21 protein-coding genes are annotated in these 21460 nt (G+C 61.9%); 10 read left to right on the top strand and 11 right to left on the bottom strand.

Annotated elements, in window-relative coordinates:
- Positions 1 to 5 precede the first annotated feature (5 nt).
- The 5 genes from F1002_RS07545 to F1002_RS07525 all read right to left on the bottom strand — a co-directional run bounded on the left by F1002_RS07545 (position 6) and on the right by F1002_RS07525 (position 6350).
- Positions 6 to 2711, bottom strand: a complete 2706-nt coding sequence (locus F1002_RS07545; RefSeq protein WP_223879495.1) for an HAD-IC family P-type ATPase — start codon at positions 2709 to 2711, stop codon at positions 6 to 8.
- 57 nt (positions 2712 to 2768) lie between these two features.
- The gene (locus F1002_RS07540; RefSeq protein ID WP_150428397.1) at positions 2769 to 3827 is read right to left on the bottom strand and encodes a VanZ family protein; all 1059 of its coding nucleotides are present in this window, start codon (positions 3825 to 3827) and stop codon (positions 2769 to 2771) included.
- Positions 3828 to 3934: 107 nt separating this feature from the next.
- A complete protein-coding gene (locus tag F1002_RS07535) occupies positions 3935 to 5428 on the bottom strand; it encodes a sodium:solute symporter family protein (RefSeq protein WP_150428396.1) in 1494 nt (497 codons plus the stop codon).
- Positions 5429 to 5499: 71 nt separating this feature from the next.
- Entirely contained in the window at positions 5500 to 6153 is a 654-nt protein-coding gene (locus tag F1002_RS07530) for an RluA family pseudouridine synthase (protein ID WP_150428395.1), read from the bottom strand.
- Complete coding sequence (locus F1002_RS07525) at positions 6150 to 6350, bottom strand: hypothetical protein (protein WP_150428394.1); 201 nt, start codon at positions 6348 to 6350, stop codon at positions 6150 to 6152. The genes F1002_RS07530 and F1002_RS07525 overlap by 4 nt, the downstream gene beginning before the upstream one ends.
- 181 nt (positions 6351 to 6531) lie before the next feature.
- On the opposite strand from F1002_RS07525, the gene recA reads away from it, so the two are divergent.
- From recA to F1002_RS07485, 8 genes are read left to right on the top strand one after another with little or no spacing between them, the layout of a single operon-like run.
- Positions 6532 to 7557: a recombinase RecA gene (gene recA, locus F1002_RS07520; protein ID WP_150428393.1), complete on the top strand. Its 1026-nt coding sequence runs from the start codon at positions 6532 to 6534 to the stop codon at positions 7555 to 7557.
- 5 nt (positions 7558 to 7562) lie between these two features.
- Positions 7563 to 7994, top strand: a complete 432-nt coding sequence (recX, locus tag F1002_RS07515; RefSeq protein WP_150428392.1) for a recombination regulator RecX — start codon at positions 7563 to 7565, stop codon at positions 7992 to 7994.
- On the top strand, positions 7991 to 8725 hold the full coding sequence (lptB, locus tag F1002_RS07510; protein WP_191090336.1) for an LPS export ABC transporter ATP-binding protein: 735 nt from the start codon (positions 7991 to 7993) through the stop codon (positions 8723 to 8725). The genes recX and lptB overlap by 4 nt, the downstream gene beginning before the upstream one ends.
- 24 nt (positions 8726 to 8749) lie before the next feature.
- The gene (locus tag F1002_RS07505; RefSeq protein WP_150428391.1) at positions 8750 to 10207 is read left to right on the top strand and encodes an RNA polymerase factor sigma-54; all 1458 of its coding nucleotides are present in this window, start codon (positions 8750 to 8752) and stop codon (positions 10205 to 10207) included.
- Between the two features lie 15 nt (positions 10208 to 10222).
- Positions 10223 to 10546: a ribosome hibernation-promoting factor, HPF/YfiA family gene (gene hpf, locus F1002_RS07500; RefSeq protein ID WP_150428390.1), complete on the top strand. Its 324-nt coding sequence runs from the start codon at positions 10223 to 10225 to the stop codon at positions 10544 to 10546.
- 48 nt (positions 10547 to 10594) lie between these two features.
- Positions 10595 to 11041 carry a PTS IIA-like nitrogen regulatory protein PtsN gene (gene ptsN, locus F1002_RS07495; RefSeq protein WP_150428389.1) on the top strand — a complete coding sequence of 149 codons (447 nt, stop codon included), beginning with the start codon at positions 10595 to 10597 and terminating at the stop codon, positions 11039 to 11041.
- 9 nt (positions 11042 to 11050) lie between these two features.
- A complete protein-coding gene (hprK, locus tag F1002_RS07490) occupies positions 11051 to 11986 on the top strand; it encodes an HPr(Ser) kinase/phosphatase (RefSeq protein WP_150428388.1) in 936 nt (311 codons plus the stop codon).
- A gap of 49 nt (positions 11987 to 12035) precedes the next feature.
- Positions 12036 to 12293, top strand: a complete 258-nt coding sequence (locus tag F1002_RS07485) for a hypothetical protein (protein WP_150428387.1) — start codon at positions 12036 to 12038, stop codon at positions 12291 to 12293.
- A gap of 56 nt (positions 12294 to 12349) precedes the next feature.
- Here the strand turns inward: F1002_RS07485 and F1002_RS07480 are convergent, their stop codons facing one another.
- From F1002_RS07480 to F1002_RS07460, 4 genes are all read right to left on the bottom strand, one after another.
- A complete protein-coding gene (locus tag F1002_RS07480; RefSeq protein WP_150428386.1) occupies positions 12350 to 13246 on the bottom strand; it encodes an adenylate/guanylate cyclase domain-containing protein in 897 nt (298 codons plus the stop codon).
- 70 nt (positions 13247 to 13316) lie between these two features.
- On the bottom strand, positions 13317 to 14180 hold the full coding sequence (ttcA, locus tag F1002_RS07475) for a tRNA 2-thiocytidine(32) synthetase TtcA (protein WP_150428385.1): 864 nt from the start codon (positions 14178 to 14180) through the stop codon (positions 13317 to 13319).
- 92 nt (positions 14181 to 14272) lie between these two features.
- Positions 14273 to 17017, bottom strand: coding sequence for a PAS domain-containing hybrid sensor histidine kinase/response regulator (locus tag F1002_RS07465; RefSeq protein WP_150428384.1), 2745 nt, complete (start codon positions 17015 to 17017; stop codon positions 14273 to 14275).
- Positions 17018 to 17028: 11 nt separating this feature from the next.
- Positions 17029 to 18171, bottom strand: coding sequence for an FIST signal transduction protein (locus F1002_RS07460; RefSeq protein ID WP_150428383.1), 1143 nt, complete (start codon positions 18169 to 18171; stop codon positions 17029 to 17031).
- A gap of 88 nt (positions 18172 to 18259) precedes the next feature.
- Here F1002_RS07460 and F1002_RS07455 point away from each other — a divergent pair, with 88 nt between their 5' ends.
- Positions 18260 to 19420, top strand: a complete 1161-nt coding sequence (locus F1002_RS07455) for a class I SAM-dependent methyltransferase (protein WP_150428382.1) — start codon at positions 18260 to 18262, stop codon at positions 19418 to 19420.
- A 6-nt stretch (positions 19421 to 19426) separates the two neighbouring features.
- Here the strand turns inward: F1002_RS07455 and F1002_RS07450 are convergent, their stop codons facing one another.
- Positions 19427 to 20401 (bottom strand): hypothetical protein, encoded by a 975-nt coding sequence (locus F1002_RS07450; protein ID WP_150428381.1) that lies wholly within the window; start codon positions 20399 to 20401, stop codon positions 19427 to 19429.
- Between the two features lie 63 nt (positions 20402 to 20464).
- Here F1002_RS07450 and F1002_RS07445 point away from each other — a divergent pair, with 63 nt between their 5' ends.
- Complete coding sequence (locus F1002_RS07445; protein ID WP_150428380.1) at positions 20465 to 20656, top strand: YjfB family protein; 192 nt, start codon at positions 20465 to 20467, stop codon at positions 20654 to 20656.
- Here F1002_RS07445 and F1002_RS07440 read toward each other — a convergent pair.
- Complete coding sequence (locus tag F1002_RS07440) at positions 20646 to 21452, bottom strand: alpha/beta hydrolase (protein ID WP_150428379.1); 807 nt, start codon at positions 21450 to 21452, stop codon at positions 20646 to 20648. The genes F1002_RS07445 and F1002_RS07440 overlap by 11 nt on opposite strands.
- Positions 21453 to 21460: the final 8 nt, after the last annotated feature.

Raw genomic sequence — 21460 nt, 5'->3', positions numbered from 1 at the left:
GGTAATCAACGTTTGCGCGTGGTGATTGCCTTTTCCAGGCCGATCAGCAGGGAACTGATGAGGGAGATCGCAAGGATCGTCAGCCATTCCTCCATCCCGATCGGGGCCGTCTGGAACAGGGCATTCATGAACGGCAGGTAGGTCAAGGCAATCTGCAGCGCCAACATGGTGCCGATGCCGATCCAGAGCCACGGGTTGGAGAACAGCCCCTGCTTCCAGAAGCCCTGGCTGAGCGAGCGGCAATTGAACAGATAGGCGGCTTCGACCATCACGAAGACATTGACGGCCACCGTGCGCGCTTCGGCCAGGGTATGCCCCTGCTCCAGTTCGCGCAGAAAGAGGCCGAAGGCGCCGGTCAGCAAAAGCAGCGACACGAGCACGATGCGCCGGATCAGCGCGCCGTCGAGCACCGGCTGGTCGAGCCGTCGGGGCGGGCGGTGCATGATGCCGCGTTCGATCGGCTCGAAGGCGAGCGGCAAGCCGAGCAGAACGGCGGTGGTCATGTTGATCCACAGGATCTGCAGCGGCGTGATCGGTAGTGTTGCCCCGAACAGGATGGCGACGACGATGACCAGGCCTTCGCCGAAATTGGTCGGCAGCGTCCAGGTGATGAATTTGACCAGATTGTCCCAGACCCCCCTGCCCTCCTCCACCGCCGCTTCGATGCTGGCGAAATTGTCGTCGGTGAGCACCATGGCGGCGGCTTCCTTGGCCACCTCGGTGCCGGCCAGGCCCATGGCGACGCCGATGTTCGCCTGCTTCAGGGCGGGACCGTCGTTGACGCCGTCGCCGGTCATGGCGACGACTTCGCCCCGGCCTTGCAGGGCGCGGACCAGACGCAGTTTCTGCTCCGGTTCGACACGGGCGAACACGTCAGTTGCCAGTGCCGCATCGGCCAGCGCGGCATCGTCGAGCGCCGCCAGTTCACGCCCGGTCAGTGCATGACCGGCGTCGATGCCGATCTGGCGGGCGATGGCGAGGGCGGTGGCGGCGTGGTCGCCGGTGATCATCTTGACCCGGATTCCGGCCGAATGGCAGTTGCGGATGGCGCCGATCACCGCCTGTCGGGGCGGGTCGATCATGCCGACCAGGCCGATCAGGGTCAGTCCGGCGATGGACGCATCGCTCAGTTCGTCGGCCGTCGCCAGCCGGCGGCGGGCGATGAGCAGCAGGCGCATGCCCTGTTCGGCGGTGGTCAGGGCCGCACGTTCGACAGCCGGCACGTCGAGCGGCTGGTGGCCGATGCCGTCGGCTGCCAGTTGGTCGATGCATTGCGGCAGCAGCTTCTCGAGTGCGCCTTTGACGTAGAGGACGCATGCCGTGTCGTCGGCGTGGGCCGTGGCCATGTATTGCCGGGTGGCGTCGAAGGGCAGTTCGTTCCGGCGGGGATGGCTGGCGCGCAAGGCATGTTCGTCTTCCCCGCCCTTGCGTGCCGCGACGAGCAGGGCGGCTTCGGTCGGATCGCCGGTGATCAGCCAGCGACCGTCTTCCTGGCGCAGCGAAGCGTCGTTGCACAAGGCGCCGGCGATCAGGCATTCGTGAACGACACCGGCGATGGTGGCCGGCATTTCGTCGCGGCGGATATCGCCCGTCGGTGCATAACCCTGGCCGGTCAGCATGTAGCTTTCGCCGCCGCACCACAGGACGCGGACGGTCATGGCGTTCTCGGTCAGCGTGCCGGTCTTGTCGGAACAGATCACCGTCGTGCTGCCCAGCGTCTCGACCGCCGGCAGGTGGCGGATGATCGCCCGGCGCCTGGCCATGCGGGCGACGCCGATGGCCAGCGTGACGGTGACGGCGGCCGGCAAGCCTTCCGGTATGGCGCCGACGGCCAGCGCGACGGCGGCCATGAACATGTCGAAACCCGTTTCGCCGCGAGCCAGACCAACCGCAAAGGTCAGCCCGGCGAGCGCAGCGATGGCCCACAGCAGCCAGTTGGAAAAGCGCGCCATCTTGCGCGTCAGCGGGGTGACCAGTTCGGGGGCGGCGGCGATCAGCCCGGCGATGCGCCCGGTTTCCGTGGCATCCCCGGTTGCCACGACCAGCCCGCTGCCCTGCCCCATGACCACCGTGGCACCGGCCCAGGCCATGTTGGCGCGGTCGGCCAGCTCGGTATCGGCAGGCAGTGGCCGGGCGTGCTTGCCGACGGGCTGGGATTCGCCGGTCAGCATCGAGTCGTCAGTGTGCAGTTCGTGCTGGTGCAAGAGGCGCAGGTCGGCGGGAATCCGGTCGCCGGCCGCCAGTATGACGATGTCGCCCGGTACGAGTTCGCCGGCATCCAGTTGTCGGCGATGTCCGCCGCGGCGGACGGTGACCGGCGTCGTCACGCTGCGGGCCAGCGCAGCGAGTGCGCCCTCGGCCTTGGCTTCCTGCCAGTAGCCGATCAGGGCATTGACCAGGACGACTCCGAAGATGACGCCGGCGTCGACCGTTTCGCCAAGGGCGGCGGTGATCACACCGGCGGCGAGCAGGACCAGCACCAGCGGCTGTCGGAGCTGGGCGGCAAAGCGTTGCCATGCGGGCTTGCCCGGGCGTTCGGTCAGCCGGTTGGGGCCGTGGCGGGCGAGGCGATCCGCCGCTTCCGCTTCGGAAAGTCCCTGCGTGCCGTCGACGTCCATGTGTCGTGTCGCCGACTCGGTCGAGTGGGCGTGCCACGCCATTTTCCGGGGGGCGTACTCGTCCCGGTGCGTGTCGTTTTCATGACCCAGCATTGCAGTCCTGTCGTGCAAAGGCTTCAGCGCCAGTCTAGCGCAGCCTGAGGGTGAGCGCTATCCGCGCCGGCTGGCCAGAACCAGGAAGGGTAGCGTCAGGAAAGGCCAGGCCGTGGCGACCAGGCGGGTCAGGCCGTTGAAATTGAGAAAATGCCCCTGGCGCCAGGTCGCCAGTGCGGCGGCTGAATAAGGGTTGGGAGGCGCCAGGTTGACCAGGACGGTCCCCGCCATCAGCGACAGGGCGGCAATCATCAGTCGCGGTGTGGGCGGCAGGGCGATGGCGATGGCCAGGATGGCCGCCCCGGCCATCAGCCCGAGGCGGGAACCCTGCGTCTGCCAGGAGAATGCGTCGGCGGGACTGACCAGAATGGCTGTGGCGAGGGTGGCGACAACCAGACTGAGCAGCAGGAACAGCGGTACGACGGCATAGGCCACGGCCAGTCGGGCACTCAGCATGCGCACGATGAGCCCGACCGCCACCGCATTGAAGGCGGTGATGCTGGCTTCGATCATCACGAAGCTTTCCGCGGCGAAAGGCACGGCGCCGGTCAGGCCGAACAACTGGCGGACGTCGCCGGCACCGAAGAGGAGTGTTTCGGGCGATAGCGGCACGAGCAGCCACAACCCGAGCAGGGTCAGGCCGAGTTCGGCGTGCGGGATGGGGGCGATCAGGCGGTGTTCCAGGGCGACGACGCGGGCGAAGATGCGGGGTCCGACCGCTTTCGCCCAGAGCGCGCCGAACAATCCGCCCAGACTGTTGCAGGCGAGGTCGAGGTTGGAGGGCACGCGCGATGGCAGCCAGGTTTGCAGGGTTTCCAGTCCGAAACTGACGCCCGCAGCGAGCAGCGTGGCGATGACCGGTGCCGTGAAACGGCCGGGCAGACGGCTCAGTGCCAGCGTCAGGAAAAAGCCGAGCGGCAGATAGACGGCGACATTGGCAGCCAGATCGAAGGTTGTCCAGTAACGCGGCCAGCCGCCTTCAAGGAAGGCGATCGGCGATACGCCGGTGTCGCGCCAGCCGCTGAACGGGTGCAAGCTGCCATAAATGACCAGGCCGCACCAAGCGAGCGCAAGATAGGTGGCAAAGCGGACGGGGCCAAGGCTGGAATGGGGCATGCCTTGATTTTAGGGACTTTCCGGCAGGGCGTCAGCTTCGCCGTCTGGAAACACTGGTTTCCGGTGGGCGCAGAAATTCCTGTCGGCCGGTCACAGTGTGAATGAAATCAGTGGCGATGCGGCTCGATGGCGTGGTGCGTTTCGGCAGCGGCCCGGTGGTGCAGCGCCTCGTGAATATCTTCCGCCGCGTGCTTGTGGCCAACCCATTGCGGCAGCAGCGAGCCGATGACCATGCCGAGCATGCTGACGCCGAGGCCGATCAACTGGGGCGGAACCAGGCTGGCTTCGCCGATCAGCGTTTCGATCAGCAGCCAGGAAGACAGCCCGCCGAAAATCGCTGCCAGCGCGCCCTGTGTCGTGGCCCGCTTCCAGAAAGCCCCGAAGAAGAGCGGCACGAAGGCACCGGCCAGCGTCACCTTGTAGGCGTTTTCGACCATCTTGAAGATGCTGGCGTTGGAATACAGCGCAAAACCGAGCACGACCATGGCAAAACAGACGATCGAGGTGCGCATGACTTTCAGGAACTGGTGGTCGCCCATGTTCGGGTAGAAGCCGCGTACGATGTTTTCCGAGAAGGCGACCGACGGGGCCAGCAGCGTGGCCGACGAGCAGCTCATGATGGCCGACAGCACGGCGCCGAAGAAGATGGCCTGCGCAAAAACGGGGGTGTGCTGCAAAACCAGGGTCGGCAGGACCAATTGCGAATCGGTCTTGAGCAGGCCGTTGAACAGTTCGGGATCGATCAGGGTCGCCGAATAGGCGATGAACATCGGGACGAAAGTGAAGCAGAAGTAGATCGTGGCGCCGATCACCGAACCCCACAGCGCAATCTTCTGGGTCCTGGCCGAGGTGATGCGCTGAAAGACGTCCTGCTGCGGGATGGAGCCGAGCATCATGGTGATCCACGCCCCGAGGAAGGTCAGCCACAGCCACGGATCGGGGGGCGGGAAAAAGTCCAGCTTGCCGGCGGCCGATGCGTGCTGGATCACGGTTTCGACGCCGCCGGCCGGCACGGCGACGACGCTGGCGATGTAGAGCATGCCGCCCATGATCACGCCCATCTGGACGAAATCCAGAATGGCCACCGACAGCATGCCGCCGAAGGTGGTGTAAGTCAGCACGATGGCGGCGCCGAGGACCATGCCGGCCGTCTGGCTGACGAAACCATTGGTCACGACGTTGAATACCAGGCCGAGTGCCTTGATCTGGGCCGATACCCACCCCAGATAGGAGGCGACGATGCACAAGGTGGTCAGCACTTCGACGCTGCGGTTGTAGCGCATGCGGAAGTAGTCGCCGAGCGTCAGGATGTTGAGCTTGTAGAGTTTCTTGGCAAAGAAGAAACCGGCGATGATCAGGCACATCGAGGAGCCGAAGGGGTCGGCGACGACGCCGGTCAGGCCTTCCTTGACAAAGGTGGCGGAGACGCCGAACACGGCTTCGGCGCCGAACCAGGTGGCGAAAACCGTGGCGGTGACCACCGGTAGCGGCAGATGGCGGCCGGCGACGGCGAAATCCTTGGCGCTATGGACGCGTGTCGCCGCATAGAGGCCGATACCGATGGAGAGAAGCAGATAGAGGACGACGAACCAGATCAGCATGGGCGCCAAACCACAAGAGCTAAGGGGTTGAAATTGCGCGGATTATAAGGTTATTGCGCGTTTTCGCGGCGTCAAAAAGGCGGTTCGCTGTGAAAATCCATGCGCTCGCCGGTTGCCGGGTGCGTAAAGCCGAGGTCCATCGCATGCAGCAGCAGGCGATCGGCCATTTTTTCCGCCGCTCCGCCGTACAAGTCGTCGCCGAGGATGGGGTGTTGCAGGGACATCATGTGCACCCGCAGCTGGTGCGAACGGCCGGTGACCGGTTCGAGTGCGACGCGGGTCGTCTGCTTTTCCGTGTCGCGGCTGATGAGGCGGAAGCGTGTCTGCGACGGCCGGCCGAGGTCGAAATCGACCTTTTGCTTCGGCCGGTTCGGCCAGTCCACGATCAGCGGCAGGTCCACGCCACCCTCGTCGTAGGGCAGCAGGCCGGCCAGCACGGCGACGTAGAGCTTGTCCACCTGCCTGTCCTGGAACATCTTCGACAGCTTGCGGTGCATGTCGGCGCCGCGGGCGAAGACCAGGATACCGGAAGTCGACATATCCAGCCGATGCACGGTCAGCGCATCCGGATATTCCTGCTGAACCCGGCTGAGCAGGCAATCGGCCTTGTGCTCGCCGCGACCGGGTACCGACAGCAGTCCGCAGGGTTTTTCGGCAATGATCAGAAAGTCGTCGGCAAAAACGACCGGCGAAGCGCCGGGGGGTGGGGGCAGGTAGGCAGTCATCGGGGGGCGAGGCGAAGTCGGCAGCGGGCGTCCTTGAAAGCTACCGGTTCCTGCGTCCATCCTTCGCCCAGCCCAGTCTGGCGGCAGACTCGGCTGCCGTCCACCTTGCTTGTCCACCAGTACCACGGCGCCGGCGCGCTGCTGGCGGCGGTGCTGACCAGCAGCAGGAGAGCGATGGGTAAACGTCTGATCGACATGAAGAATTTTCTTGCCAAGAAAAGGCTGGTCAATGTACTGTATGTATACACAGTATCCGGCTGGTCGGTAGCGGTGGCGAATATACCGCGTTTGGGCCGGCCCGGATGCAAGGTTTCCAGCAATTTCTATTCCATCTTTGGCCCCTGTGCCATAATCCGCTCAAATTTTCGAGGTCACCCCATGGACGACAACAAGGCAAAAGCGCTCGCTGCAGCGTTGCAACAAATCGAGAAGCAATTCGGCAAGGGTTCCATCATGAAGATGGGCGATGCCGAAATCGACGAAGGCATCCAGGTTGTGTCGACCGGCTCGCTCGGTCTGGATATCGCGCTCGGCGTCGGCGGTTTGCCGCGCGGCCGTGTCGTTGAAATCTACGGTCCGGAATCCTCGGGCAAGACCACGCTTTGTCTGCAAGTAGTTGCCGAAATGCAGAAGCTCGGCGGTACCGCCGCTTTCATCGACGCCGAACACGCGCTTGATCCGCAATACGCCCAGAAGCTCGGCGTCAATGTTTCCGACCTGCTGATCTCGCAGCCGGATACCGGTGAACAGGCGCTGGAAATCGCCGACATGCTGGTCCGCTCTGGTTCGGTCGACATCATCATCGTCGACTCGGTCGCCGCCCTCACCCCGCGCGCCGAAATCGAAGGCGAAATGGGCGACCAGATGGTCGGCCTGCACGCCCGCCTGATGTCGCAGGCCCTGCGCAAGCTGACCGCCAACATCAAGAAGACCAACACCCTGGTTATCTTCATCAACCAGATCCGCATGAAGATCGGCGTCATGTTCGGCTCGCCGGAAACCACCACCGGCGGCAACGCCCTGAAGTTCTACGCCTCCGTCCGCCTCGACATCCGCCGCATCGGCTCGATCAAAAAGGGCGACGAGGTCATCGGTAGCGAAACGAAGGTCAAGGTCGTCAAGAACAAGGTTTCCCCCCCGTTCCGCGAAGCCATTTTCGACATCCTGTACGGCGAGGGCATTTCCCGTCAGGGCGAAGTCGTCGAAATGGGCGTCGCCCACAAGCTGGTCGACAAATCCGGCGCCTGGTATGCCTACAAGGGTGAGAAGATCGGTCAGGGCAAGGACAACGCCCGCGAATTCCTCAAGGCCAATCCGGAAATCGCCGCCGAGATCGAAGCCGGCATCCGCGAAGCGGCCAGCACCACCGTCATCAAGCCGACCAAAGCCAAGGCCGATGCCTGATCGACATGGCTGACCTGCGCGTGCGAGCCCTGCAACTCCTCACCCGACGCGATTACAGCCGGGTCGAACTGAAAAGCAAGCTCGCCACGCACGCCGAATCCGAGGCAGAACTCGACGCCGTGCTCGACACCCTGCAAAACGAGCGCCTCTTGTCCGATACGCGTTACGCCGCCCAGCGCGTCGTGGCGCGCGCAGGCCGTTATGGCAATGCGCGGCTGAAGCAGGAATTGCGGCAGAAAGGCATCGCCGATGACGACATTGCCGTCGCCCTGCCGGAAGGCGGCGACGAAACCGAACGCTGCCGCAACGTCTGGCAACGCAAGTTCAGGGATTTGCCGCAATCGCCGGAAGAGCGTGCCAAACAGGTGCGTTTCCTGCAATATCGCGGTTTTTCCAGTGAAGCCATCCGTCGCGTCCTGCGCGGAGTCGAGCAATGACCATGTCCACCGCCAAACTGACCGCCAATAACCTGAAGAAGCGCTACAAGGCGCGGACCGTCGTCGAGGACGTCTCCTTCGAGGTCAAGTCGGGCGAGGTGGTCGGCCTGTTGGGCCCCAACGGTGCGGGCAAGACCACCTGTTTCTACATGATCGTCGGCCTGGTGGCGGCCGATGGCGGCGAAGTCCATATCGACGACAACCGACTGACCCATCAGCCGATGCACAGCCGGGCCCGCCTCGGCCTGTCCTACCTGCCGCAGGAAGCATCGGTCTTCCGCAAACTGAACGTCGAGGAAAACATCCGCGCCGTCCTCGAGCTGCAGAAGCTGCCCGAGGCCGAACTGAACGACCGCCTCGAAGGCTTGCTTAATGAGCTGCACGTCGACCACGTCCGCCACGTCAACGCCGCCGCCCTCTCCGGCGGCGAGCGGCGCCGGGTGGAAATCGCCAGGGCGCTGGCGACGAATCCGCGCTTTATCCTGCTCGACGAACCGTTCGCCGGCGTCGACCCGATTGCCGTGCTGGAAATCCAGAAGATCATCCGCTTCCTCAAAGAGCGTGGCATCGGTGTGTTGATTACCGATCACAACGTGCGCGAAACGCTGGGCATCTGCGATCACGCCTACATCATCAATGCCGGTAATGTACTTGCCGCTGGACGGCCAGCCGAAATCGTGGAGAATGAAAGCGTGCGCAAGGTCTATCTTGGCGAGCATTTCAAGCTCTGACCTCATGGCGCCCGATCAGAACCGATGAAGCCGGCACTCCAACTCAAACTATCCCAGCATCTGGCGCTGACGCCGCAGCTCCAGCAGTCGATCAAGCTGCTGCAGTTGTCGACCATCGAAATGCAGCAGGAAATAGAGCGTTATCTGCTCGAAAATCCCATGCTGGAACGCGAAGATGAAGGACCGGAGTCCTTTGCCAATGCGCAGCAGTTCGATTCCCCGCGCAACGAGGAGTCGCGCAGCGAGAGCAGCGAAGAGCGGGAGCCGCGCGAGGAACGGGAAGCCGAGCCGCCGAGTTCTCCTTCCGAAGTCGATGACGATCGCTGGGCCTCCGATGCCGGCACCTTTACCGGCGCCGGTCGAGACGAGGACGACGACAGCGACAGTCACGATATCCATGCCGCCAACGTCAGCCTGCGCGAGCATCTCGGCTGGCAGCTCGGGATGACCCAGCTGAACGAACGCGACCGCAGCCTGGTTCGTTTCCTGATCGAAGCCCTCGACGACGATGGTTACCTTTCGGCGCCGCTGCAGGAACTCTGGGAGACCTTGCCGCCGGAATACGAAATCGAGCTCGAAGAGCTGGAAATCGCGCTCCGCCATATCCAGAATTTCGATCCGACCGGAATCGGTGCGCGCAACCTGCAGGAATGTCTGAGCCTGCAACTGAAAGCCATGCCGGACGAATACGATCGCAATGTGGCGCTGCGCATCGTCGAGAAACATCTGGAATTGCTGGCCGCCCGCGATTTTGCCAAGCTGCGCCGCGTCACCGGCTATGACGACGAGGATCTGAAGGCCGCGCAAACCCTGATCACCAGCCTGAACCCCCGCCCGGCGGCCGGTTATGCGCAGATCGAAGCCCGCTACATCACACCCGATGTGATCGTGAAGAAGCTCAAAGGCAAGTGGACGGCCTATATCAATCCCGACGCCTATCCCCGCCTGCGCATCAACCGCCTGTATGCCGAAATTCTCGCCAAGCAGCGGCGTGGAAACGGCAACCTGTCGACCCAGTTGCAGGAAGCCCGCTGGTTGATCAAGAACGTCCAGCAACGCTTCGACACCATCCACCGCGTCACGCAGGCCATCGTCGACCGCCAGCGCCAGTTCTTCGAGCATGGCGAAGTCGCCATGCGGCCGCTGGTCCTGCGCGAAATCGCCGACATTCTCGGCTTGCACGAATCGACCGTGTCGCGCGTGACCAGCCAGAAATACATGGCCACGCCGCGCGGCATTTTCGAACTGAAATACTTCTTTGGCAGCCATGTCGCCACCGATACCGGTGGGGCTTGTTCTGCCACGGCCATCCGGGCGCTGATCAAGCAATTGATTGGAGCCGAGGACGGCAAGAAGCCCTTGTCGGATAGTCAATTATCCGAAATACTAGGCCAGCAGGGAATCGTAGTTGCCCGACGTACGGTAGCCAAATACCGCGAGTCGCTCAACATCCCCCCGGTCAATTTACGTAAGACCCTGTAGAGAGAGGAGAAAAAAGTGAATCTGCAGATCAGTGGTCATCACATCGAAGTTACCCCCGCCCTGCGCGAATACGTGGAAAACAAGCTGGACCCCGTAATCCGCCACTTCGATAAAGTAACCGGCGTCAACGTGGTACTGTCTGTCGAAAAGCTGAAGCAAAAGGCCGAAGTTACCGTTCACGTTCCGGGCAAGGACATGCACGTCGAAGAATCCGGCGACGACCTGTATGCCGCCATCGATTCGATGTTCGACAAGCTGGATCGTCAGGTCCAGAAACACAAGCAAAAAGTCCAGGATCACCATCGTGGTGAAAAGCCCGGGCTGCATGCCGCTGAATAAGCGCCCAATGGCCGCAGCGCAAGCTGCGGCTTTGCTTTATCCACTTCTATGAACCCTCTCAACAATCTACTGAGCGCCGATCAGGTGCTGCTGAATCTGGAAGCCAGCAGCAAGAAACGCGTTTTCGAACAAGCCGGTATCCTGTTCGAAGCCCGCCTGGGTCTGGCCCGCTCCACCATTTTCGACAGCCTGTTTGCCCGCGAAAAACTCGGTTCCACCGGTTTGGGCCAAGGCGTCGCCATTCCTCATGGCCGCATCAAGGGCCTGAAGCAGGCTGCCGGTGCATTCATGCGCCTGACGACGCCGGTTCCGTTCGACTCTCCGGATGGGCGACCGGTTGATCTATTGTTCGTCCTGCTCGTTCCCGAGCAGGCTACCGAGCAGCATCTCCAGATCCTGTCGGAACTTGCCCAGCGTTTCTCGGACCGTGTTTTCCGGGAGAAGCTTCAGACTGCCGCCGAGCCGACCGCAGTTCTCGCGCTATTCCAATCCTGAGTTCCTGTCGTGCGTCACGTCAGCCTGGTTCAGCTTTACGAAGATAATCGGGAAAAACTGCTGTTGAACTGGCATATCGGCCAGAACGCAGACCGTCGTATCGAAATCAAGGGCTCCAACAGCTACGGGGCCGATCTTGTCGGCCATATCAACATCATTCACCCCGAGCGCTTGCAGGTGCTTGGCCTGGCTGAGTACGACTGGGCGATGCATATTGGCGAACGGCGCTTCGGCGCGATGTTCGTCGATTTGCTCAGCGCTCAGCCGCCGGCCGTCATTGTTGCGGATGGTTTGACACCGCCGTCCCAGGTTGTCGAAACCTGTACCCAGACCGGTACTCCCCTGATCAATTCACCCAAGCCCTGTTCGGCCGTCATCGATCTGCTGCGCATCTATTTGTCGGCCCGCCTGGCTGACACGGTCAGTCTCCACGGCGTTTTCATGGATGTTTTGGGGATGGGCGTGCTGATTACCGGCGATTCGGGGGTGGGCAAGTCCGAGTTGGCGCTTGAGCTCATTTCCCGGGGGCATGGACTGGTTGCCGACGACGTCGTCGAAATGGCGCGCATCGCGCCGACCACCATCGAAGGTCGTTGCCCCGGGATGCTGCGGGATTTCCTCGAAGTGCGCGGTCTCGGCCTGCTCAACATCCGGACCATCTTTGGCGAAACCGCCTCGCGCCGGAAAATGAAGCTGAAGCTGATCGTCCATCTGCAGAAAACGGCCGCCGCTGCCGATGCACCCCGTCTTCCTCTCGATGCCCAGACTCAGGAAGTACTCGGGGTTCCGGTACGCAAAGTGGTCATTCCCGTTGCCGCGGGCCGCAACCTAGCGGTCCTTCTCGAAGCGGCGGTACGCAACACCATCCTGCAATTGCGCGGTATCGACAGCCTGCAGGATTTCATGGATCGCCAGCAACGCATGATGCTTGACGATGACGCATGAATCGCTGATAGTACGTCGGCGTTTTTGCACACTACAGGGGACATCCACCATGAAAAAACTGATCGCTCTGCTGCTCGTCGCGTTTTCCGCCAACGCCGTTTATGCTGCTGACGATTGCGCTGCCCGTGCAGCCGAAAAGAAGCTGGCCGGTGCAGCCAAGAACAGTTTCATGAAGAAGTGCCAGGCCGATGCCGGTGCGCCTGCTGAAAATGCCGAGTGCGCCATGAAGGCCAAGGAAAAGAAACTGGCTGGCGCGGCCAAGAACAGTTTCATGAAGAAATGCTCTGCTGACGCCGCCGCAAAGTAACCCCGACTGGGAAAGTATGACCGAGCATCGGCCGCCCTTGGGCGGCCGATTGTCGTTTACAGATGTTCGAAGTCGGCGAGATCCGACTGTGGGTCGTTGGCGGAACTGCCGAACCCGAATTTGCCCTTGCCGTCGAGTTGCATTTCGTTGCGACGCACCATGACCTCCTGGCGCTGGGACAGCGTGACGAAGGTACCGTTGGTGCTAGTGTCGACCAGATAGAAACCATCATTCCGGCGCTCCACGCGGGCATGCTGGCGGGAAGCCTTGCGATCGTCGACGGTCAGTTTGCAGCCAAGGTCGCGACCGATCGTGAGTACCGGGGTTTTTTCGTCGACCAGAAAGGCCTTGCCGCGATAACGGATGCACAGGCGTTCGACCGGGAGGCGGCTGATTTCGCCGAAAGTCGAGTGGGGTGACGAGGTACCCTGATAACTGGGCCAGTGAACCTGAAACAGTGACAATTCGGTGCCGCCCTCGGCTACGGTCCCCAGCTTGGGCATGGGATCGACGGTAATGATGCCGGGCTGCGGCAATTCGCCGACCAGTTCCGAGCTGCACAGGATCTGGTCGCGTCGGGCAATGCCCGCAATGCGCGCTGCCGTGCTGACGGCCGGGCCGCTCAGTTTGCCGTCGGCTTCGCCTACGCTCCCACTGTGAAGGCCAATGCGGATGGTCAGTTTCAGGCCGGAAACCGGGGGCAGGTCGGCAATGCGTTGTTGCATGTCGATTGCCGCCTGGCAGGCTTCCTCGGCCGTTTCGAAGGATGCCAGCAATTCGTCACCGACGATCTGGACAGTTTTTCCCTTGTACCCATCAATGGAGCGCTTCATGCGTTTCAGGCAGCGCTCGACGGCATGCATGGCTTCCCGGTCGCCCAGTTTTTCGAAAAGCGCCGTACTTCCGGAAACGTCGGCGAACATGACCGTTAGTCTGCGTTGCGTGGCGCTCATTGGCTGGCAGGGATCAAAAATGGAAAAATTATCGAAGCCTAATTATATGCTGGTCTGCCCTCATTATGCATTATGCCTTTAGACTTATCGGGATAGTTCCGCTGACGGAAAACTCGGGGCTGTCAAAGGCGATATCGCCCTCCTCGACCGGGGTATCGAGTGTCAGGCCATGGAAGTCGAACAGGTCCGTGTCGGCCAGGTGAGACGGGACGACATTCTGCATCGCGGTGAGTACCGACTCGGTCCGTCCGGGGTAGCGCTTGTCCCAATCCTGCATCATCTCGCGGATTTTCTGGCGCTGCAGGTTGTCCTGGGAGCCGCACAGGTTGCAGGGAATGATCGGGAATTCCATGCCTCGGGCGAATTTGGCAATGTCTGATTCGGCGCAGTAGGCGAGTGGGCGAATAACGATGTGGGCCTTGTCGTCGGTGACCAGTTTGGGCGGCATGGCCTTGATCTTGCCGCCGAACAGCAGGTTCAGGAACAGCGTGTGCACCATGTCGTCGCGGTGATGGCCAAGGGCGATCTTGTTGGCCCCCAATTCCTTCGCAGTTCGGTAGATGATGCCGCGGCGCAGGCGGGAGCACAGCGAACAGGTGGTCTTTCCTTCGGGAATCTTGTCCTTGACGATGGAGTAGGTATCGGACTCGATGATGCGATAGTCGATGCCGATCGACTTGAAGTAATTGGGGAGGACATCGGCCGGAAATCCGGGTTGCTTCTGGTCGAGATTCATGGCGATCAGGCGGAACTTGACCGGGGCTCGCTGTTGCAGGGCCATCAGCATGGCGAGCAGGGTATAGGAGTCCTTGCCTCCGGAAACGCAGACGAGCACGGTATCGCCATCTTCGATCATGTTGTAGTCGATGATGGCCTTGCCGGTGCGCCCTTCGAGAAATTTGCGGAGTTTTTGCAGGGTGTTGGAGCTATTCATGGTGGCTGATGGTGTAACCCGACTCGCGAGTGCGAAAAGCCGCAAGTTTACCCTCTGGCCAAGCGGTCGGACAGAGAATTTTCGATGTCTAATCAGATAGTTCTGACGTAGGCGGCAAGTTTGTTCTGGAATTCCCGGACCTTGATCGGCTTGGAGAGATAGTCGTCCATGCCGGCTGCGATGCAGGCATCGCGGTCATCCTGCATGGCGGCGGCCGTCATCGCGATGATCGGTGTCCGGGGCCGTCCCTGTGATGTCTCGACCTCGCGTATGCGTCGTGTGGCCTCGATACCGCCCATGACGGGCATCTGCATATCCATCAGGATGAGATCGAAACGGTGGTTGCCCAGAATATCCAGCGCTTCCTGACCGTTCTGCGCCAGCGTGGCTTTGTGTCCCCACTTGGCGAGGAGCCCCAGTGCGAGTTTCTGATTGGTGTGATGGTCTTCGACCAACAGGATGTGCAGCGATTCCTGCGCTTCGTGCAGGACATGGCGGGTGAGCAGGGTGTTGCCGTCCGACGATGTCGCCGGGCTTGCGAACAGGCGCCCGAGGGTGGCCAACAACTCGTCGCTCGAAATCGGCTTGGCGAAGAAACCGGCAATCCCGGATTCCTTGCAGCGCTGGGCATCGCCGCGCAAGGCCCCGGAAGAAAGCATGAGCATCGGCGGTAACGCCTGATGGCTGGCGCGCAAGCGGCTGGCGAGTTCGTAGCCGTCCATGTCCGGCATCTGCGCATCGAGCAGGATGCAGTCGACCGGTTTGTCAGGATTCCGCATCGCAGCCAGGGCGGCGGCACCTGAGTCGACGCATTGCGCGGTGATCTGCATGGCGGCCAGCATGGTCTTCAGGATTCGGCGATTGGTCGTGCTGTCATCGACCACAAGCAGGTGGCGGCCTTTGACATCAACGACAGCCGGTGTCTCAAAACCCGCGTTGTCGGCGAGACGGAGCGGCAGGGTGAAGTGAAAGGTGCTTCCCTTGCCGATTTCGCTGTGCAGCCACATCGATCCGCGCATGAGCTCGACCAGGCGCCGGCAGATCGACAGGCCGAGCCCGGTTCCGCCGTATTTCCGGGTTGTTGAGGTGTCTTCCTGGGCGAATGCGTCGAAGATGATCTCCTGCTTGTCCGGTGCGATGCCGATACCCGTGTCGTGGACCGCAAAATGGAGAACGGCTTGTTGTTCCTGCTGTTGCGTGACTGCGGCCGTCAGGGAGATTTCGCCCTGCCTGGTGAATTTGATGGCGTTGCCGATCAGATTGACCAGCACTTGCCGCAAGCGGCTGGGGTCGCCCCGGACAAGGCGCGGAATGTCTGCCGGCAGGTCGCTCAGCAGCTCGAGTTGCTTTTCGTGGGCCTTCAGGGCAAGCGGCTTCAGCGTGTCGGAAATCAGGCGGTGCAGATCGAAGGGAATGTCCTCGACGACCAATTTGCCGGCTTCGATCTTCGAGAAGTCGAGGATGTCGTTGATGACGGTCAGCAAGGATTCGGCCGAGGACTTGACGATGGTCAGGTATTCCCGCTGTTCCGGATTGAGGTGGGTTTCGAGTGCGAGATCGGTCATGCCGATGACCCCGTTCATCGGCGTCCGGATTTCATGGCTCATGTTGGCCAGGAAATCGCTCTTGGCCTTGCTGGCTGCTTCGGCAATTTCCTTGGCGCGCAGCATGTCGGCTTCGGCCTGCTTGCGCTCGGTAATGTCGATGATCGTGCCGATCAGTCCGGAAATGCTGCCGTCGGGGCGGGTCAGCACAGCCTTGTTGTAGATGGTGTTGTGGGCCCCGTCCTTGAGGTGGATCTGCGCTTCATACGACTGGGTTCCCCCCCGGGCGAACAGTTCGTCATCCTTGGCGGTATGCAGCAGGGCGTCTTCGGGCCGGAGCAGATCGTGTGGCGTACGTCCCAGAACGGATTCGCGGGGAATATGGGAGAACGCTTCGAAAGCCCGATTGACGCGCACGTAGCGTCCTTCGGCATTCTTGATGTAGATCGGTACTGGAACGGTTTCGATCAGTTCTTCGACCAGATGCAACTGTTCGGAGAGTTGAGCTTCGATGCGTTTCCGGTCGGAAATGTCGGTTCGGATAGCAATATAGCGCTCGGGTAGCCCCTGTGGGCCGAGCAGAGGCACGATGGTGGCGTTGACCCAGTAGATGCCCCCCTGGCTTGTCCGGTTGCACAGTTCGCCCCGCCACACGCGGCCTTCCGAGATGGTCCGCCACATGTCGCGATAAAGTTCGGGAGGGTGGTACGCCGACTTGATGATCCGGTGGTTCTGCCCCAGCAAGGCCTCGCGTGGGTAGCCGCTGATTTCGCAGAAGCGGTCATTGGCGTACAGGATGGTGCCCTGGGTATCGGTGATGCTGACGATGGCGTGCTGATCGAGCGCGAACTTCTGGTTGGCGAGCTCGTGCCGGCTCAGCTCGTTTTCCGCAACGATGGCGGCGATACGATCGGAGAGTACTGTAATGTCTTCATCGGCCAGTTGCTCGGAGTGACTCCCGACGCCTTCCGGAAGCAGCTCGTGCATGGTCTGACGCAGCGAATGCAGTGCGTTTTCCCGACCGGCCAGCGACTGGCGAAGCCTTTCGTTGGCTGTGCTCAGCTCGGACGAGGATATCTCCAGGCTGCGTGTCCGCAATTCAAGATCGCGCTCGTATTGCTCGTATGTGGCATCGATCTTCGCCAGAAAATCACCCAATCCCTCCAGAAGCGGACGCAGCGCCGGGTCGGCATTGGCCGCGGCAGCTGGCATGTCGGCCAGCAAAGCCGTCAGCGCCGCTTCGTCCTTGACGCCAAGGCTGCGTTTCAGCTGTCGCAGGAGGGTTTTCTGCATGTCGAATCGGTTCAGTTTTCGCCGAGGCAGGTGATGGTCATCGTTTGATTGTGCAATTTGCAAGACGATCCCGGAGTGAAGGGACTGATCTCGCCATAGGAATAGAAACCGGTCAGGGTCGCCTGGTTGCTGAATACATCGCCTACCGCCTCGACTTCCTCGTCAACCCGGCTTCCCATGACCAGCTTGCGGCCGACGCAGCTGACCAGGATGGCGAGCGTCTCACCTGCCGACAGGAACATTTCTGCGGCCGCTTCGGCAGCCGCTTCGGCGCCATTCACCAACTTGTCGGTACTGGCATGCATCAGGCGGAGATAACCCTTGGCATCGATCTCGCCGGCCAGGATCAGGCTTCCCAAGGCTTCGTCTACGCCGAGAATGGTGCGGATCAGGCCGATGGCGTTATGGTCGTCGCCCAGCATCGCGAACGGAAACAGCAAACCCGAGGCCGGCAGGCTGCGGGCATGATCGCCGAGATAACGCTTGTAAATCTCCAGCGCCGGTTCGCCATCGAGTTCGTACAGGATATTGCCTTCGCAGCGTGTTACCTTGCGTGCCGGCCCGAAAGGCTCCCAGCCGCCGAAGGAGCCGTGGCTGAAACGCAGGTCATCGCCGCACAGGCCGACAGCCACTACGGTATCGTTGCTGACGCCGTCCTGGCCGAGCGTGAAGGTTTCCCTGAATGCGCCGCCATCGCCGGCCAGGCCGCCGGTGATGGGAACGCCGATGCCGATGACGCTGGATATTCCGTCCACCAGGGCGCTCCCGTTGATCTGGACACCCGGGCCGAACACCAGGACGGCCTTGAGGTCGGGAGCCTGGATTTGCCGACCGATTCGTTCGCCGGCCGCGAACGAGTCGTCCATCCCGTTTAGAATCGTGCCGGCTGGTTTCAGGCCAACCTTGTCGAAATGGATGGCCGTAATGCAGCAGGTGCCATCGTCGACGCCGGCAGCCGAAATCTCGCCGGCGGTGGAACAGCCGAGCAAACAAGCTTGCGGAGCAAGGCTGGTCAGGGACTGGCGAAGGTCCGGATGAGTAAAATGATCGACCGCTCCGAAGACCAGGAGCAGATCGATCGGATGACCGGCCAGGGCCGCGAGGGCGCGGCGCAACTCGGCCGGCTTGCGGCTGATCACTTGATTGATCTGCACGGGTTCTCTCCCCTGTATGATCTGATGACAAAAATAACATATGGCGCTCGTTGCGCTGATATTAAAATCGATATTTTTTTCACTTACGATGAATAGCCTCCCTCCCCCGCCACCTGATGCAATCGCTCACAGTCGACGCCTGACCCAGGCCATCGCGGAAGACATTGCAGCGGCCGGTGGCTGGATTTCGTTCGCACGCTTCATGGAGCAAGTGCTGTATCGTCCGGGCCTGGGCTATTACGCGGCCGGAGCGCGTAAATTCGGCGCGGCCGGCGATTTTGTGACGGCACCGGAGATATCCGCCTTGTTCGGCCAGGCGCTGGCTCGCCAGGTCATGCAAGTGCTGACGCTGTCGTCACCGTTCGTGCTGGAGGTCGGCGCCGGCTCCGGGCGCCTGGCGGCGGATCTCCTGCTCGAACTGGAACGCCTGGGCGGGTTGCCGGAGCGCTATTTCATCCTTGATTTGTCGGCCGATCTGCGCGAGCGGCAGCAACAGACTATTGCGGCAGCGGCGCCCCACCTGCTGTCGCGGGTGAGCTGGCTGGATCGCTTGCCCGACCATTTCTCCGGTGTGGTGCTGGCCAATGAATTGCTCGACGCCATGCCGGCTCATGTCGTGGCTTGGCGGGACGATGGCATTTTCGACCGGGGCGTTGCGCTGGATGCCGATGGCGGGTTTGTCTGGGAAGAGCGCCCGGCGACAGGCGCCCTGCTTGTCGCTGCCAGTCAAATCGGGGAGCAATGCCAGCTGCCGCCGGGTTTCGAGAGCGAAATCAGCCTGGCGGTATCGTCCTGGGCCGCCGAATGGGGCCATCGCCTCGATCGGGGCGCCCTGCTGCTGATCGATTATGGATTCCCGCGTCGCGAGTTTTATCACCAGCAGCGCGGCCGCGGTACCTTGATGTGCCACTATCGCCACCATGCCCATCCCGATCCGTTCTACCTGCCCGGTCTGCAGGACGTTACCGTCCATGTCGATTTCACGGCGGTGATCGCCGGGGCGCACGGCAGCGGACTGGACCTCCTCGGCTATGCCAGCCAGGGGCAGTTCCTGCTGAATTGCGGGATTCTCGATTTGCTGGGGAATCTTCCCGGCGGGACGCCGGACTACATTCGGGCGGCCGGGGCCGTGAACACACTCCTGATGCCGCACGAGATGGGGGAACTGTTCAAGGTCATCGCCATCGGGCGCGGTATCGACGACGCCCTCTGCGGATTTGCCAGCGGCGACCAGGGGTGGCGGCTCTAGGCCGGCTTAGCGCTTGGTCAGCTCCCTGAAGCGATTGGGCTGGCCGAGCACGACGTGTCCGAAGTCGTCGAGCAGGGCCTGATCGACCGCCTCGGGGCGCAGGGTATACAGCGCACTGCCCAGGCGCTCGAGGTTACGCGCTTCGACGACGATAACACCCTTGGCGAAGTCCGCACGCCACCGAACGCTGACGCTGACCTCGCTGCGAATCTCGAATTCCGCGTGTTCGACATACTGGCGTTCGTTCTTGAATTCCTTGCAGGTGAACGGCAGGCCGAAATCGAAGAGCATGGTGCGGAAACGCTCGATGGCCGGACCGTCGCGCCCGACCACCAGCGAACCCGGGCGGTTGAGACGGTACGAAAAGGTGACCAGCTCGACCAGCGCCCCGGCACTCTGGCTCTGGGTCCGGTAGTCGGCAAAGCCTTCCTGCCAGTCCAGCCGGTTGAGCTGGCATTGCTCGAGCAGCGGATAGTCGCGCGGGATGCCTGGCTTGACGATGTTCAGTTGCTGGACCAGTTCATGCAGGAAAAAGAAGATGTGCTTCAGTGCCTGGTCGATCGCTTCGTTGATCGCGCTGCGTTCGGCCAGTGCGCTGTGGATTTCCCGCTGGCGAATTTCCGCCTGGCGACGCAACTGATCGAGCAGGCTGCCGGTAACAATCTTGGGCGGCTGCGCTTCAACAACCGCCGGCGTGCCCGGAGGCGGCTCGCTCACGGGCGCTGGTGGCTCTGCGGCTGGCCTTTTGGGGACGATTTCAGGGAAAACGAGTTCGGAGTCGGTCATTCCTGCGCCGCTGCTGGCGAGATATTCTCGCCGGGCGCGGCGTTCGGCCGCATCCAGATCGAAGGCTTCGATGTCCGCAACGAGTGCCGCCTCCAGCGCCTCGATATCCTGCGACGTCGGGTTCCTGCGTTCGCGTTTGGCGCGAATCGCCTGACTGATCGCGGAGAGTTGGCCGGTCTTGTCGGGATCGCTCATTGAATTTGTCACAGGGTCGGATACACTAAGGCAATGATGTGTCCTAAATGGAGCTTGCGCAAGATGGACGTAGCATCGATTTCCGGACAGGCCTCGACGTTGTCGCAGTCGCAACTTTCCGACGTGGTCAGCACCTCGGTACTCCGCAAGGCCATCGATATTCAGGCCCAGGGGGCACTGCAGTTGCTGCAGGCGCTGCCGCCGGTTGCCAACAACCCGCCCAACCTCGGTAACACCATCGACGTCAGGGCGTGAGTTTTTCCAGCCAGTCGTGCAGATAGGCCGCTACCAGCGGCCATTCTTTTTCGTGCGTCACGGCATGCCCCATGCCCCGGAAAATGTGGGCGCGCTGACCATAGGTACTGGCCGTCGTCTGGACCAGGAAAGCCGGCACCAGAACATCGTCTTCGGCACCCAGGATCAGCATCGGCGGCCGGTGCATGGAAAACAGGTTGGGCAGATTGAACATCGTCATGTCGAGGATGGCGCGCTGCGATTCGTTCTGCATCCGGGTCATCCAGGCGGCCAGCATCGCTTCGTCAACATCGCCGGCGAACAAGGCTTCGCGTAGCGTAGCCGTATCGGTATATTCGCCGCTCAGGATGCGGTTCAGTTCGAGGAACAGGTGCGGTTTGCTGAACAGCAGGTGGAACTGGGAAGCGATCAGGCCTTGCGGCGGCACCGAGCAGACCAGGGCGGCAGCCTTGGCCGGTCGGTGTTCCAGATACTTCTGCACGATGAAGCCACCCATCGAGTGGCCGATCAGGATGGGCTCTTCCCCCAGCCAGTCGACGACGGTCTTCAGGTCGTCCACATAGTCGGCGACCGAGTGCCAGTTGATCTGCTCCCGACCTTCGCTGCCGCCGTGGCCGCGCAGGGAGAGGGCGTGGCAGGGGTAGCCGGCCTTGGCCAGAAAGGGCATGAAGGTATCGGTCCACATCCAGCCGCCGGCAAAGGCACCGTGCACGAACAGCAGGGGCGGCTTGCGGGTTTTGCGGCCGGGTTGGCAGGAGAAAACCTCGAGGCCTGCGATGATCTGAGTTTTTAGCATGGGGTCGA

The sequence above is a fragment of the Dechloromonas sp. CZR5 genome, assembly GCF_008711155.1.
GTDB lineage: Bacteria > Pseudomonadota > Gammaproteobacteria > Burkholderiales > Rhodocyclaceae > Azonexus.
The sequence above is the reverse complement of the archived record's forward strand: the minus strand, read 5'-3'. Positions and strand labels throughout refer to the sequence as shown.